At 39.4% G+C, this 14,477-nt stretch carries 12 protein-coding genes, 2 tRNA genes and 1 pseudogene; all 15 read right to left on the bottom strand.

What is annotated here, in order from left to right; all coding sequences use genetic code 11:
• Window positions 1-151: 151 nt before the first annotated feature.
• Window positions 152-346 carry a DUF3272 domain-containing protein gene (locus HT719_RS01885; RefSeq protein ID WP_172928045.1) on the bottom strand — a complete coding sequence of 65 codons (195 nt, stop codon included), beginning with the start codon at window positions 344-346 and terminating at the stop codon, window positions 152-154.
• Between the two features lie 27 nt (window positions 347-373).
• Window positions 374-2,029 carry a DNA polymerase III subunit gamma/tau gene (gene dnaX, locus HT719_RS01880; RefSeq protein ID WP_172928044.1) on the bottom strand — a complete coding sequence of 552 codons (1,656 nt, stop codon included), beginning with the start codon at window positions 2,027-2,029 and terminating at the stop codon, window positions 374-376.
• The gene (locus HT719_RS01875) at window positions 2,029-2,526 is read right to left on the bottom strand and encodes a GAF domain-containing protein (RefSeq protein WP_172928042.1); all 498 of its coding nucleotides are present in this window, start codon (window positions 2,524-2,526) and stop codon (window positions 2,029-2,031) included. Before HT719_RS01875 ends, dnaX begins: the two co-directional genes overlap by 1 nt.
• An 86-nt stretch (window positions 2,527-2,612) precedes the next feature.
• Window positions 2,613-3,815 (bottom strand): 30S ribosomal protein S1, encoded by a 1,203-nt coding sequence (gene rpsA, locus HT719_RS01870; RefSeq protein WP_001001629.1) that lies wholly within the window; start codon window positions 3,813-3,815, stop codon window positions 2,613-2,615.
• Window positions 3,816-3,977: 162 nt separating this feature from the next.
• Window positions 3,978-4,049, bottom strand: a tRNA-Gln gene (locus tag HT719_RS01865).
• A gap of 9 nt (window positions 4,050-4,058) precedes the next feature.
• Window positions 4,059-4,139 (bottom strand) — tRNA-Tyr (locus HT719_RS01860).
• 49 nt (window positions 4,140-4,188) lie between these two features.
• Complete coding sequence (locus HT719_RS01855; RefSeq protein WP_000037111.1) at window positions 4,189-4,419, bottom strand: DUF2969 domain-containing protein; 231 nt, start codon at window positions 4,417-4,419, stop codon at window positions 4,189-4,191.
• A gap of 167 nt (window positions 4,420-4,586) precedes the next feature.
• Window positions 4,587-5,231: a pyroglutamyl-peptidase I gene (gene pcp, locus HT719_RS01850; RefSeq protein ID WP_172928041.1), complete on the bottom strand. Its 645-nt coding sequence runs from the start codon at window positions 5,229-5,231 to the stop codon at window positions 4,587-4,589.
• A gap of 14 nt (window positions 5,232-5,245) precedes the next feature.
• Window positions 5,246-6,169, bottom strand: a complete 924-nt coding sequence (locus HT719_RS01845) for a DUF979 domain-containing protein (protein WP_057487178.1) — start codon at window positions 6,167-6,169, stop codon at window positions 5,246-5,248.
• Complete coding sequence (locus HT719_RS01840) at window positions 6,166-6,855, bottom strand: DUF969 domain-containing protein (protein ID WP_050207862.1); 690 nt, start codon at window positions 6,853-6,855, stop codon at window positions 6,166-6,168. Before HT719_RS01840 ends, HT719_RS01845 begins: the two co-directional genes overlap by 4 nt.
• 64 nt (window positions 6,856-6,919) lie before the next feature.
• Window positions 6,920-8,887: a peptide ABC transporter substrate-binding protein gene (locus HT719_RS01835; protein WP_172928039.1), complete on the bottom strand. Its 1,968-nt coding sequence runs from the start codon at window positions 8,885-8,887 to the stop codon at window positions 6,920-6,922.
• A gap of 22 nt (window positions 8,888-8,909) precedes the next feature.
• On the bottom strand, window positions 8,910-9,932 hold the full coding sequence (locus HT719_RS01830) for a branched-chain amino acid aminotransferase (RefSeq protein WP_172928037.1): 1,023 nt from the start codon (window positions 9,930-9,932) through the stop codon (window positions 8,910-8,912).
• A gap of 134 nt (window positions 9,933-10,066) precedes the next feature.
• Complete coding sequence (gene parC, locus HT719_RS01825; RefSeq protein ID WP_172928035.1) at window positions 10,067-12,538, bottom strand: DNA topoisomerase IV subunit A; 2,472 nt, start codon at window positions 12,536-12,538, stop codon at window positions 10,067-10,069.
• A gap of 483 nt (window positions 12,539-13,021) precedes the next feature.
• Entirely contained in the window at window positions 13,022-13,582 is a 561-nt protein-coding gene (locus HT719_RS01820) for a GTP pyrophosphokinase (RefSeq protein WP_172928033.1), read from the bottom strand.
• Window positions 13,579-14,439 (bottom strand): annotated as a pseudogene (locus HT719_RS01815) (aminoglycoside 6-adenylyltransferase). The gene HT719_RS01820 and the pseudogene HT719_RS01815 overlap by 4 nt, the downstream one beginning before the upstream one ends.
• Window positions 14,440-14,477: the final 38 nt, after the last annotated feature.

The raw sequence follows: 14,477 nt of genomic DNA, 5'->3' as shown, positions 1-14,477 counted from the left end.
CGCAGGTTGCTCAAAGCACCGCTTTGAGGTTGCAGATAAAGCTGACGTGGTTTGAAGAGATTTTCGAAGAGTATAAAAGGTCTATAAATATACTTTTCTAGTATAACAAAAAAAAGCCTAAAAGGCTTTGATTTTGTCTGGAAGCTGAGGGCTAGTCTTTTCCTTTTAAATGCTGGTCAATGACATCTACAATCTTGCCCATCAAGTAACTAACTCGGAAATTTCTAAAGAGCAAAATGGCCCAAAAGGCTGCCATAATATAGCGACCAGTCATCCAGGCTTCATTGAAAAAATAGGTCTCAGCAGCTGTAAACAGCGCCATAATAATAAATTGTTGTTTATTCATAAACTTATTGTATCATGAAATCTTTCTTTAGTCTTCCTCTACCTTCACTTTATCAGCCAAAAATTCAAATCCTTCTGGAATCAGGCTTTCTTCTGCTTCTTTTTCAGTTTGAGAAGATTTGGCTTTGGCTGAAAAGGCTGCGCGAACTTCTTTCCATTCCTCCATGGAAATAGCTAAAATCTCAGGTGAAAAACCTGCTGCTTGACTGAGGATGTTGCCAAACATAGTATTGAGATTATCCCGTTTCATGGTTTGACCGGCATTAAAGTTAGACTCAAAAGCAAGAATAGCATGGTGTTCATTAGCCGCAACCGGTTGAGAACCAACTAGCAGAGCCTTGTCCGGCCCACCTAGACTTTCAATTACCTCTCCCCAGGCATTCTGCAAGCGAATCAGATTTTGACGTGCTAAATCAGGATTTTCAACGGCCTCTTGTAAGATAGATTGAACTTTATTGCGATCCACACGATAGACTGTCTTACCTACTGCTGGGCGGGGAGTTACTGGGCTTGTTGGCTTGGGCACAGTTCCCACATTAGCGAGTTCTTGTTTGAGACGTGTCACTTCCTGTCTCAGTGCAGAAATTTCATGTTCAACTGCACCAGAAAGAGCTGGTTCGGGCTTGATTTCCGCTAAACGAATGGTCATCATTTCAGCATAAATCTTGGGCTGTAAACTAGACTTAATATCTGCTAAACTCACTGTTGCTAAGCGAATCATTTCAAACAGATTTTCTTGAGGAAGTGCCAAATTTTCTACAAAGACTGGACTATGATGAGTGTTTTCTCCCCCTGTTTGAACAATTAACAAGTCTCTTAAATAGTGCAAAAGGTCGGTCACAAAACGAGTCATGCTCTTACCATTGTCAAAGAGAAGATTCAAGCAAGACAAAGCCTTGGGAACATCCTGTTGAGATAAGGCGGCCACATAATCATCCAAGGCTGATAGACTAATGGTGCCAGTAATTTCTTCAGAGATAGCAGTCGTCAATTCATTTCCCTGTGTCAAACTCAGGGCTTGATCCAAAATTGACAAGGCGTCTCGCATTCCACCTTCAGCTCGTCTGGCAATGATTTCCACAGCCTCTGGTTCAGAACTGATATTTTCTTTTTCTAAAATATAGTGGATATGTTCCTTAATATCCTGTGTCTTAATCGATTTAAATTCAAAACGTTGGACACGCGATAAAATAGTGGCAGGTATCTTGTGCAATTCAGTAGTGGCTAAAATAAAAACTACATTCTGTGTTGGCTCTTCCAGCGTCTTTAGGAGGGCATTAAAAGCCCCTGTAGACAGCATGTGAACCTCATCTATGATATAAACCTTATAACGAGCAAGGCTAGGGGCGTAGGTAGATTTATCACGAATTTCGCGAATTTCATCCACCCCATTATTAGAGGCCGCATCCATTTCGATGACATCTTCTAAACTACCGTCCGTCACTGCCTGACAAATATAGCAGTTATTACAAGGTTCACCACCCACTTGATTTGGGCAGTTCATAGCCTTGGCAAAGATCTTGGCTACACTGGTTTTTCCCGTTCCCCGTGGACCAGAAAAAAGATAAGCATGACTTATTTTCTCTTGCTCCACTGCTTGTTTAAGAGTCTTAGCCACAACTTCTTGACCAACCAACTGGGAGAAGTTTTGACTTCTATATTTTCGATAAAGTGCTTGATACATTAAGATTTTTCCCCAAACATTGTAAAGTCCCATTCTGTCTTTTCAAGCAAAATCGCGACAAATTGTTCCAAATAATCTCGATCCGTTGCATCGTAATCCTCAATCTCTGAAGAATCCAAATCCAGAACCCCAAGTAACTGACCATTCTTCATCATCGGTACCACAATTTCACTTTTAGCTAGACTGTCACAAGAAATATAGTTGGGATAGGTCGTCACATCTCCAACAATAACAGTTTCCTGAAAGTGAGCTGCCTCACCACAAACGCCCTTGCCTAGTGCAATACGGATACAGGAAACACCTCCTTGGAAGGGACCTAAAACCAATTCCTTTCCATCGAACAAATAAAAACCTGCAAATACAGTATCAGGAAAGCGTGATTTTATGAGAGCACTGGCGTTGGAAAGATTAGCCAAAACATTAGTTTCGCCTTCCAAAAGGAAGGACAATTCTTCATTTAACATTTGATAACGTGATTGTTTTTCTGATTTTAACATAGAACTATTATATCAAAAAAAGAGCAGAGACAAAAGAAAAAATCCCTTGTTTAGTAAACAAAGGATTTTGTGAATTTTCAATTTGATTAAAGTTCGATATCACCAAACAAATCAGCCATTGAAAATCCTGTTTGTGTTTCTGGAAGTTCGAAATCACGCTTCTCTTGACGTCTTGGACGACGTGGACGAGCAGCACGTTTTTCTTCTTTTTGTCCTTCTTCTTGAGCTGGACGTTCTTCAAGAGCTTTAATAGAAAGTGATACACGCTCTGCATCTGCGTTAACTTCAAGAACTTTAACTTGAACTTCTTGACCAACTTTAAGAGCTTCTTTTGGATTTTCAATACGTTTGTGTGAAATTTGTGATACGTGAACAAGTCCATCGATACCTGGCAATACTTCAACAAATGCACCGAAGTCAGTCAAACGTTTAACTGTTCCTTCTACTACATCACCTTTAGCCAATTTTTGCTCAACACCATCCCATGGTCCTGGTACTGTTGCTTTAAGTGAAAGTGATACACGTCCTTCTTCTTCGTTAAGATCAAGGATTTTCACTTCAATTTCTTCACCAACAGTTACAACTGATTTTGGTGAAACGTTACGTTCATGTGACAATTCAGTCAAGTGAACCAATCCGTCAACACCACCAAGGTCGATGAAAGCACCGAAACTTGTGATACGAGCAACTTTACCAGTTACAACATCACCAACAGCAAATTTACCAAATACTTCAGCGCGAGCTGCTGCTGTAGCTGCTTCAACAACTTCACGACGTGAAAGGATGAAGCGGTTTTCTTTAGCATCAACTTCTTTGATTTTAGCGTCAAATTCTTGACCTACAAAACGCTCAGTGTTACGTACGAAACGAGTATCCAACATTGAAGCTGGGATAAATCCACGAACACCTTCAAATTCTACTGAAAGTCCACCTTTAACGGCACGAGTTCCTTTAACAGTAACAACTTCTTCTTCGCGACCAACAAGTTTGTCCCATGCTTTGCGAGCTTCAAGGCGTTTTTTAGATACAAGGTATGTAACTGTATCAGTATCTTTACCAACTACTTGACGAAGTACAAGAACATCCAATACTTCTCCTACTTTAACAAAGTCATTGATATCTGCATCGCGATCGTTTGTCAATTCGCGAAGAGTCAAGACACCTTCAACACCAGTTCCAGAGATTGCAACGTTAGCTTGAGTCGCATCAACTGTCAATACTTCAGCACTAACAACATCACCAGTCTCAACTTGGCTAACGCTATTTAGCAAATCTTCAAATTCGTTCATCTAAAAAATCCTCCAACAATCAAGTTTTTTCTTAAACTTGACATACTTATAATTTTTTTCCTAAGCACTCGCAAGGACATGTTCATATCGTTCACGTCTTTCAATTATAAAAATAAAATACCCTAAGATATTTTGCTTTTTATCTTGATTATTACCTAAGAACTGGGGTAGCTGGATTCGAACCAACGCATGAGGGAGTCAAAGTCCCTTGCCTTACCGCTTGGCTATACCCCATTGATGAAATGGAGAGAGAGGGATTCGAACCCCCGAACCCGAAGGAGCGGATTTACAGTCCGCCGCGTTTAGCCTCTTCGCTATCTCTCCTACAATCAACATTGACTATTATATCATGAAAATTTCAAAAAAACAAGACTTATTTTGCTAAATTATAATTTTCAATCAAAATTTCCACAGCTTTTTCCAATTTTTTATAAAAACTATCGACATTCCCATTCTTTATGATGGCAAATTGTCCCTCTAATTCGGCAATTTCTCCGATAACTTTTTTACCAATGATCAAGGTATAGCCTTCAAAACTGTCTTTTCCTACATTAACTTTGGCATCTGCTACTTGAATTTCGATTTTTTTATCTTTCTTACTCATTTCATACCTCTCTTCACTTTTTCTATTGTACAAGAAAATCCTAAAACTAGCAAGAAAAAACTCTATATCAGGCTTGTCTGATATAGAGTTTTATGTAAACAACCTCAATCGATTTAGCATAGCTAATAGTTAGTAAACAAGCATAATTGACTATCCTTTTTAGGTTATCAGTGAGTCTCACCACCTACTAACTGCAAATCCTTATCTTTGTAGTCTACAATAGCTTCAATAGCTACCTCTATGCCTCTTACAATATCGCATAGATTCATTCCTGCAGTATTCGGCTTATTTACTACTTGTTCCATCATATATGGAATATGCATGAAACCTGCTCTCATATTAGGGAATTTTTTATCCACTAAATAAAGAGCTTGGTACATCAAATGATTGCAAACAAAGGTTCCTGCACTATTGGACACAACTGCTGGAAGTCCCTGTTTTTTAATAGCTTGTACCATCGCTTTGATAGGTAAACTACTAAAATAGGCCGATGCTCCATCAATACGAATCGGTGTATCAATTGGTTGATTGCCTTCGTTATCAGGTATGCGAGCATCATCTTGATTAATAGCCACTCGTTCAGGTGTTAAGCCGGTCCTGCCGCCTGCTTGTCCAATACAAAGTACAGCATCTGGTTGATATCGTAATATTTCTGCCTCTAAAACTTCTGACGACTTATAAAAAACCGTTGGAATTTCTACCCAGCGAACTTCGGCCCCATTAATCTCAGATGGTAATAATTTTACAGCTTCCAAAGCTGGATTAATCTTTTCACCTCCAAAAGGATTAAAACCTGTAACCAATATTTTCATTTTATTTTCCTTTACTAAAATGCGAGAAAGTACATTAAGAATATGTGAATAACAATCATTACTAGAGCAACACCTGCTTGAGCCTTTATAACGCCATTCTGATCTTTCATATCCATCAAGGCTGCTGGTAGAGCGTTAAAATTAGCAGCCATTGGGGTCAATAAGGTCCCACAATAACCTGCTGTCATGGCAAGAGCACCAGCCACAATTGGATTAGCTCCCAGAGCAAATACAAAGGGAACTCCAACACCTGCTGTAATAACGGTGAATGCTGCAAAAGCATTTCCCATAATCATTGTGAATAGAACCATTCCAAGAACATAGGCCAAAACTCCTATAAAGCGACTATCTGAAGGAACAATACCGCTAATCAGATGAGAGATAACATCACCAACACCTGCTACAGTAAAAATAGCCCCCAAAGCCCCTAATAATTGGGGAACAATCCCACTTGTTGAAACTTGCTGAGTCATTCGATTATTTTCTGATAACAGACTCTTAGGGTGACTATTGGTAATCACAAGAACAGAAATTGTAGCAAACAAGGCGGCAAGGCTAATCGAAATCTTGCTAAATTCTGGAATCATTTGCGCTAAGACCAACGCAAGTATTGCCATCAGCATAACTGGAATAAAAATTTTATTTTTCAATCTATTAGATTCAATATTGGCTTTCATTTCATCCAAGGATGGCAAGGTTCCGATACGGACTTGCTTAAACAATGTTAACAGCGATAATAGGATTACAATAATACCAATACTCATATTTGGCATATAGGAACCACCTATAAACGTAATAGACAATAGAGTCCAAAATGCAGATGTTCCAAATCGAACTGGGTTTGTTTTATCTTTATAACTACAATAGGCTGTGTGGAGAAATTGACAACCAATCACAATATAGGTCAACTCTAATAGTTGCTTTGCCAACTCTGTCATTTTTGTTCTCCTCCCCTAGTCTTTTCTGATGTCAATTTTTTATCAAATAAATAATTGTAAATCCCCACTACAATAAGTGTTATAACAGCAACAATAATAGATGCAGAAGCAATCCCTGCATAATTGCTTTCATAGCCTAACTGATCTAATGTTCCCCCTATCAAGAGGACTCCCCCAGCACCTACAAACGTATTTTGAGCAAAGAAATTTCCAAAATTTTCATTCGCAGCCGCACGCGCTTTTATTGCCTCATCTTCAACCTCTGTTAACTTTCTACCTAATTGAGACTCTGCTGCTGCTTCTCCCATAGGTTGAACCAAAGGTCTGACAAACTGAGGGTGTCCTCCTAGACGAATTGAAAAGAAACCAGCTAACTCTCGAATAAAGAAATAAACTGTATAGAAGTTTCCAACTGTCAGACCTTTAATCTTTCGAATCAAATCAATTGATCGTTGCTTGAGTCCAAAGGTTTCTGACAGTCCCACAAGAGGCAAGGTAACCATAAAAATCGTGAGCACTCGCTGATTGCTAAATTCTTTTCCCAAAATCTCCAAAAATTCAACGAGAGAAACACCTGAAACTAAAGCTGTAACCAAACCAGCTAAGACTACTGTTGCAATTGTATCAAATTTTAAAATAAAACCCACAACAATGATTGCTATTCCTATTAATCTAATCCACTCCATATCAAACTCCTTTATATCTAAAATGACAGTATTTTTAAAATTTTATCAAGAGCAATACCATTCCTTATTTAATATGCTTTTCTAGTTCTTTTTGGTATTTGCTATTGGATTCCAATTTTTCTTTTTGCCATTTTTTAAGAGCTTCGTCATATTCTTTTGTTGTAACAATATCTTTTTGCAATTTCATTCCTTTAAAGATATATGGATCCCCCTTAATACCAACTTGTGAATATGGTTTTGAGAATGGTACTACGTTACTTACAACTGGAGAACCACCAGATGAAGCTGTTGGCATCAATAATGAACTATCTGTCAACCAAGCTTGAGCTTTGGCATATTTTTCATATCTCTTCTCTAGGTCAGTGGTCTCAGAAACAGCATCTTCTAACAACTTCTTATATTGATCCAAACCAAGTTTCGCGACAACATCCTTATCTTTTCCTTTCGTAATACCAAGGTGTTTCATGGCAGAACCAGATTTTGGATCCATAATATTCAAGTAAGACGCTGGATCTTGATAGCTTGGAGCCCATCCTGTACTGTTCAAATCATAGTCTTTTTGAGAAGGAACACGCGCTTGTGATGTAATCGTTTCTTTTTCATTATCTGTCATTTGAAGTACATCGATGACAACATTTTCAGCACCAAGAGTTGATTCAATAGACTGTTTGAAAGAGTTACTTTGTTGAACGGCGATAGTATCTGTTTGTTCAACCGGGACATCCAAGTGAATTGGGAAGGTTACTCCTTTAGATTCCAAGTCTTTCTTAGCTTTTTCGAACGTAGCTTTAGCCTTGTCAGGGTTGTAGATAGAATCCTTACCGTCAACTAGCTCAATACCTTTCCATTGATCACCATAGTTCACCAACTCTGCTTGAGCGATTTGACCAAAGTTCTTACCACCTGCTTGTACGAAGTTATCTGGAACAAGGCTATTACGAATAATCTTGTCCGCACCATCTTCACCGTTTAGCTGGGCAGCATACGAATGACGGTTGAAGGCAAAGTTGATAGCCTGACGGAAATCCTTATTGAGCATAGCTTCTTTTGTAGAAGTCTTTTGCTCCTCACTTGTTTTCGCAGTTTTATTGTATGACTGACGATTTACGTTAAAGGTGAAGTAATAACTACTTGAGTCCTGTGGGCTATAAGTGATTTTATCTCCGTATTGTTCCAAAGTTGAAGCAAAGTTTGAGCTGCTTGGGAAGAGACGGGCTGTCGTATAAGCACCAGAGGAGAAGCTACGGATCAAAGACTCCTGATCTGAACCATCGTAGTAGGTCAATTTAATCTTCTCAATTTTAACATTTTCTTTATCCCAGTAATTTGGATTTTTTTCATATTCAATCAACGATTTAGAAGTCAATGTTTTTAAGAAATAAGGGCCATTGTAGAGAATACCTGCTGGGCCAACCTCTCCGTAATTCTTTCCAGATGCCTTTAAAAACTCTTCATTTACAGGTAACATCGTCGCTGTTGTAACTTTTGAATTCCAGAAACTTTCTGGCGCATTCAATGTATACTCAACTGTGTAGTCATCCAAAGCTTTAACACCAACTGTAGAGAAATCATTGGTTTCACCAGTCATATAGGCGTCCAAGCCTTTGATTGAATTTTGGATGAGAGAGACACCGTCTGACTTACCATCAGCCACGTGTTTTAGTCCTGTCACAAAGTCATGGGCTGTTACTTCTGCGTATTCTTCGCCTTCTGATGTGTACCATTTCACTCCTTTACGAAGTTTATAGGTATAAGTCAATCCATCTTTTGAGACAGACCAATCCTCAGCCAAAGAAGGAATAACATTACCATATTTATCATTTTCCATCAAACCATCAACGACATTCCCGATAATATCTGTTGTGGATGTACGCGTTGCTATGCTGTAGTCCAAGGATGCTGGATCCACTGCATAGACATAAGAAAATGTTGTCGGAGCATCTGCTTCTTTATCAGCTTTTCCACAGGCTGCTAAAAGAGCTGTTGTGCTTAGGATAAGTCCTGTTGTTAAAATCCACTTTTTCGATTTCATAAAAATATCCTTTAATATATTTTTAATCTACTTTTACAATCCAACCTTCTGGCGCTGGAATATCACCAAACTGAATACCAGTCAATTCATCATAGAGTTTACGAGTCACAGGGCCAACTTCTGTTTCACTATAGAAAACATGGAAATCATTACCGTGTTGAATACCTCCAATTGGAGAAATAACCGCTGCTGTACCACAGGCACCAGCCTCTACAAAGCAATCCAGGTTATCAATTGGGACATCTCCTTCAATAGGAGTTAAGCCCAAGCGGTGTTCTGCCAAATAAAGCAAGGAATACTTGGTAATAGATGGCAAGATAGATGGACTCAATGGTGTTACAAATTCATTATCAGCTGTAATTCCAAAGAAGTTAGCTGATCCGACTTCTTCAATCTTTGTATGAGTTGATGGGTCCAGATAGATAACATCTGAGAAATGACGTGACTTGGCCATTTTTCCTGGTAAGAGACTTGCAGCATAGTTTCCACCAACCTTTGCCGCACCTGTACCATTTGGAGCAGCACGGTCGTATTCATCCTGAATCAAGAAGTTGGTAGGGACCAAACCACCCTTAAAGTAATTTCCAACTGGCATAGCAAAGATAGTAAAAATATACTCCTCTGCTGGTTTTACCCCGATAATATCTCCGACACCAATCAAAAGAGGACGAAGATAGAGGGTCCCACCTGTTCCGTATGGTGGTACGTATTCTTCATTCGCACGGACAACTGCTTTACAAGCTTCTACAAACATGTCTGTCGGAACTTGTGGCATCAAGAGACGGTCACATGTACGTTGCAGGCGTTTGGCATTTTCATCAGGACGGAACAGTTGAACACTGCCATCCTTAGTACGATAAGCTTTCAAACCTTCAAATGCTTGTTGTCCATAGTGGAGACTTGGAGAAGACTCTGAAATATGCAAAGTTGCATCCTCTGTAAGCTCTCCTTGATTCCATTGTCCATTTTTAAAATGAGCAATATAGCGATAAGGTAATTTCATATAGGAGAAACCAAGGTTTTCCCAATCAATCGTTACTGTCATATTCCACTCCTTATTCTAAAAACCTATTTCTTATATTCTACACTATTTTTCTAAAATAGCAAGTATATTTTGTAATTTTCAGAAAATTTCTTCAATAAAAAGAACCAGCTCTTAGAACTGATTCTTCATTTCACTTATTTAGTTTCAGTAAATACTTCTTTAAGATAAGCGTCAAAAACTTCTTCATCAGAAATCGTGTCAGAGATGAAGCTACCGTTACTTGTGCGTTCTGACAGACTCAAGTCTTGCAATCGGCTTTCATAGATTGTTCCTTTATTGGATTGAACAAGTAGAATTTGGTCGTTCACGTCCACTTCTGTACTAAAGAGGTCACCAACGAAGCCTTGTTCTGCAACTGCTCCTGCCAAGAAGACACGGTGCGGTTTGTTTTTCAACTCACGCAAGACTTGTAGTCCGCGTTTGGCACGGCTGGTTGCTGGAATTTCCTCAATAGAAACACGTTTTAAACTTCCACGTTGGGTCAAGAGATAGAAGGACGGGGTGTTACAGATAAAGGCGGATTGGAGAACATCATCTTCTTTCAAGTTCATAGCCTTGACACCTGCAGCCTTGGCACCGACAACAGGAACCTCTTCGATATTGAAGCGCAGAGCATAACCGTTTTGGCTAATCAAGAGAACATCATCCAGTTTAATCGGAGCTACTGCCACAATCTGGTCTGTCTCATCTTTAAGCTTAGCATACTTAACAGACTTAGACTTGTAGGTCCGCCATGGGGTGAATTCTTTTCGTTCTACACGCTTGATTTGACCGAGACGAGTTGCAGCAAAGTAAGTTGTCGCATCATCAAACTGATCTACTACTTCAACATAAAGGATTTCTTCGTTAGTTTCAAAGTTTGTAATGGTCTGGCTCAGATGCTCTCCGATGTCCTTCCAGCGAATATCTGCTAATTCATGAATTGGTCGATAGATGACATTTCCAAAACTTGTGAACATCAAAAGATGCTGGGTTGTCTTGACAGCTTGTACAAAGATCAAACGGTCATCATCACGCTTGCCAATTTCTTCCAGAGTGGAGGCTGCAAAGGAACGTGGACTAGTACGCTTGATGTAACCTGCCTTGGTCACGCTGACGTAGGTATCTTCCTCAGCGATAAGACTAGCTGTATCAATCTCAATTGCTTTCGCAGTGTCTTCTAAAGAACTCAAACGAGGAGTTGCAAATTTCTTCTTGACCTCACGAAGTTCTTTCTTCATGAGATTGTACATAGTCCTTTCATCACCGATAATAGCCGCCAGCATAGCAATCTTCTCACGAAGCTCTGCTTCTTCTTCCTGCAAGACAACCACATCGGTATTGGTCAAACGGTACAGTTGCAAAGTTACGATAGCCTCAGCCTGTTCTTCCGTAAAATCATAGCTAACTTTGAGGTTTTCCTTGGCGTCCGCCTTATTCTCAGAAGCACGGATAAGAGCAATGACTTCATCCAAAATCGAAATCACACGAATCAAACCTTCGACGATATGGAGACGTTTCTCAGCCTTTTCTTTGTCAAAGCGTGAACGCGCCAAAATCACTTCACGACGGTGGGCGATGTAGCTAGACAGGATTGGAACAATCCCAACCTGACGAGGTGTGAAATTGTCAATCGCCACCATATTAAAGTTGTAGTTGATTTGTAGGTCGGTGTACTTAAATAGGTAGTTGAGAACAAGCTCAGTATTAGCGTCTTTCTTAAGTTCGATAGCGATACGAAGACCATCACGGTCAGACTCATCACGAACCTCAGCAATCCCAGCTACCTTGTTATTAACACGAACATCATCGATTTTCTTGACTAGATTGGCCTTATTGATTTCATAAGGAATCTCAGTAATAACGATTTGTTCCTTACCACCTTTTAGCTTTTCAATTTCAGTCTTGGAACGAACAACCACGCGCCCTTTCCCAGTTTCATAAGCTTTCTTGATTTCATCACGACCCTGAATAATAGCCCCTGTAGGGAAGTCTGGTCCAGGCAAGAATTCCATGAGTTTATCAATCTTTGCAGTTGGGTGGTCAATCATGTAAACTGCAGCATCTATGACCTCAGCTAAATTATGGGGAGGAATGTCTGTGGCATAACCAGCCGAAATCCCAGTCGAACCATTGACCAAGAGGTTTGGAAAGGCTGCTGGCAAGACTGTCGGCTCTTTCTCGGTATCGTCAAAGTTCCAAGCAAAAGGAACAGTCTTTTTATCGATATCTTGAAGAAGGTAGCCAGCAATTTCAGACAAACGCGCCTCAGTATAACGCATAGCCGCAGGCGGATCTCCGTCCATAGAACCGTTGTTACCGTGCATTTCGACCAAAATCTCACGATTTTTCCAGTCCTGTGACATACGAACCATGGCATCATAGATGGAACTGTCACCGTGTGGGTGGAAATTCCCCATGATATTCCCGACAGACTTGGCCGACTTACGATAGCTCTTGTCAAAAGTATTTCCATCTTTATTCATCGAATAAAGAATACGACGCTGAACCGGCTTCAAGCCATCACGAATATCTGGCAAAGCCCGGTCTTGAATAATGTACTTGGAGTAGCGACCAAAGCGCTCTCCCATGATGTCCTCTAGGGACATGTTTTGAATGTTAGACATATAGGATACAGAGCCCGTAAAATACCAAGTGAAAATAGAAAATTCTTGAAGTAAGCAAGCTCACCAGAGAATTTATCTTTTTCACGCATCATTTAGGGCGTGTTCAACTCCTTTCAAAGAATATAGAATAGGTTTTTACAGAAAAGGGGGTTAGTTAAGATACAAAGGGACGATTTGACTTGCCAAAAATGTCTGTAGAAAAATAGAAAATCGATGTAGGGCTCAATGAAGTCAAGACGATTTGACTTTTTTCCGAATAAAATTAGTCCCGTGTTCAGTTACTACAAATAACCAAACGACCCTTTCTGTAGTTTAAAGTGTTTAAAATTTATTGATTCGATTAGTATTAAGGAATTTTCACATAGCATTTAGGGCGTGTTCAACTCCTTTCGAAGAATGTAGAGTAAATACTATGGAAAAAGAAAAAATATAGAGTAAGTGAATTTCATCCAATTCCTGTATCGTCATTTCCACTTGAGATGTCTACTCCACAAATCCTCGTTTATACTTGATATGGCTGGCGATATTACTATCTACATCTTTCTTATCCCAAAGTTGGAGTTCCCATGGGTAATAAAAATTACTTTTATTTTTAAAATAGATATGAATACCGACATAGCCATCTTTATCACGTAAATACCAGTTTTTTAGTCCGTAAATCTCTTGCCAATCATCTAGTTTCTCCATGACTTGAGCTATCTCTTTGGAACTTAAAATCATACGAGCACCAAAAATATCATTAAGAATTGAATTCACAGGATAGCCCTCTTGACGCTCTGAAAAACGTGTAATTTTATCTAAAATAGACTCAGAAGTTTTGACACGATAAACATAGGCAATATCTTGGACATCCGCTTTCATCAGATAATCATTAATTGACTCATGTAAATTCAGACGGTAGGACAAAATCGCTTTAGTCGGAACTTTTGAAAAGGTATGCTTGAGATTTATTTTTTCCACCTTACCCGTTTCAAAATAATCTTTAGAATATTCTCGATGAATACGATTAATCTCTGTAATGAGGCGTTCCACTTTTTCAATCATGAGTCTTCTCCTCTCGCTTTTTCATTTTTCCAGTTATTCCCAAACTTCTTCACTCTTTCCTCAGCATACTCAATCATCTTCTCAGCCACTTCTTTATCGTAGTCAAAGCCCATTTTTTGAGCAAGAAATTGAGCTTCTTGGTGGAAAAGTTGCATCGTAGCCAATAAAGACTGAGTAATTTTATCTATACTTGAAAAATCAAGCAAATCTGAGAATTCCTTTTCTTTATCAGTGGGTAAATAGTTAAAAAGATACTTATAATTCTTGCCGACGTCTACTGTTCCCTTATCACTTGCGACCTGCCAAGCCAAGATTTTCAAGAGTTCTTGTTGGCAAATACCATAGAGATGGTCAGTAGCATAGAATACCTGCTTGCGACAAATCCCTTTGACAACGTAGGCTGACACCCACCAAAATTCATTACAGGAATTTTTAAAATCCGTTTCAGTAGCTGGGGTTATCCAGTGACGCTTTGGACTGGGAGAATAGGACTCAAATAAGTCCTTCTCATCTTCCAAAACTATGAATTTCGACTCGCTATCTACCCACTCCTTGATGTTCTCTTTGGGGCAGAGAGTTAAATCAATGCGGTTACCATCTTCAAAGAGCATGAGAAATAGACGACGATGGTCAAGACCAACTTCTTGCTCGATAATGCGTTTCCCAAACTGGTCTAGTCAAGAAAGGTCACTCGTCAGATTATCTAAATCGTCCACGACATAGACCACATCGTAGTCTTGAAATTCATCTGTTTGAACCTTTTGGTTTGTACGTGAACCAGACATGGCGACAGCTTTGACTTGTAAAGTTTTGGCAGTCTGTAAAATCAGATCTAGCATTTCTGTTTCAGTTCTCATGTCAGTACCTTCTCATTCTATAGATTACTAGGTGTCTG

The organism is Streptococcus sp. k-378, assembly GCF_013277505.1.
GTDB classification, from domain to species: Bacteria; Bacillota; Bacilli; order Lactobacillales; family Streptococcaceae; genus Streptococcus; species Streptococcus pseudopneumoniae.
The sequence above is the reverse complement of the archived record's forward strand: the minus strand, read 5'-3'. Positions and strand labels throughout refer to the sequence as shown.

Excerpts from the sequence above, each read along its gene's own strand:
- HT719_RS01885 (WP_172928045.1), bottom strand. The coding sequence starts at position 346 with ATGAATAAACAACAATTTATTATTATGGCGCTGTTTACAGCTGCTGAG.
- dnaX (WP_172928044.1), bottom strand. The coding sequence starts at position 2,029 with ATGTATCAAGCACTTTATCGAAAATATAGAAGTCAAAACTTCTCCCAG.
- HT719_RS01875 (WP_172928042.1), bottom strand. The coding sequence starts at position 2,526 with ATGTTAAAATCAGAAAAACAATCACGTTATCAAATGTTAAATGAAGAA.
- rpsA (WP_001001629.1), bottom strand. The coding sequence starts at position 3,815 with ATGAACGAATTTGAAGATTTGCTAAATAGCGTTAGCCAAGTTGAGACT.
- HT719_RS01855 (WP_000037111.1), bottom strand. The coding sequence starts at position 4,419 with ATGAGTAAGAAAGATAAAAAAATCGAAATTCAAGTAGCAGATGCCAAA.
- pcp (WP_172928041.1), bottom strand. The coding sequence starts at position 5,231 with ATGAAAATATTGGTTACAGGTTTTAATCCTTTTGGAGGTGAAAAGATT.
- HT719_RS01845 (WP_057487178.1), bottom strand. The coding sequence starts at position 6,169 with ATGACAGAGTTGGCAAAGCAACTATTAGAGTTGACCTATATTGTGATT.
- HT719_RS01840 (WP_050207862.1), bottom strand. The coding sequence starts at position 6,855 with ATGGAGTGGATTAGATTAATAGGAATAGCAATCATTGTTGTGGGTTTT.
- HT719_RS01835 (WP_172928039.1), bottom strand. The coding sequence starts at position 8,887 with ATGAAATCGAAAAAGTGGATTTTAACAACAGGACTTATCCTAAGCACA.
- HT719_RS01830 (WP_172928037.1), bottom strand. The coding sequence starts at position 9,932 with ATGACAGTAACGATTGATTGGGAAAACCTTGGTTTCTCCTATATGAAA.
- parC (WP_172928035.1), bottom strand. The coding sequence starts at position 12,538 with ATGTCTAACATTCAAAACATGTCCCTAGAGGACATCATGGGAGAGCGC.
- HT719_RS01820 (WP_172928033.1), bottom strand. The coding sequence starts at position 13,582 with ATGATTGAAAAAGTGGAACGCCTCATTACAGAGATTAATCGTATTCAT.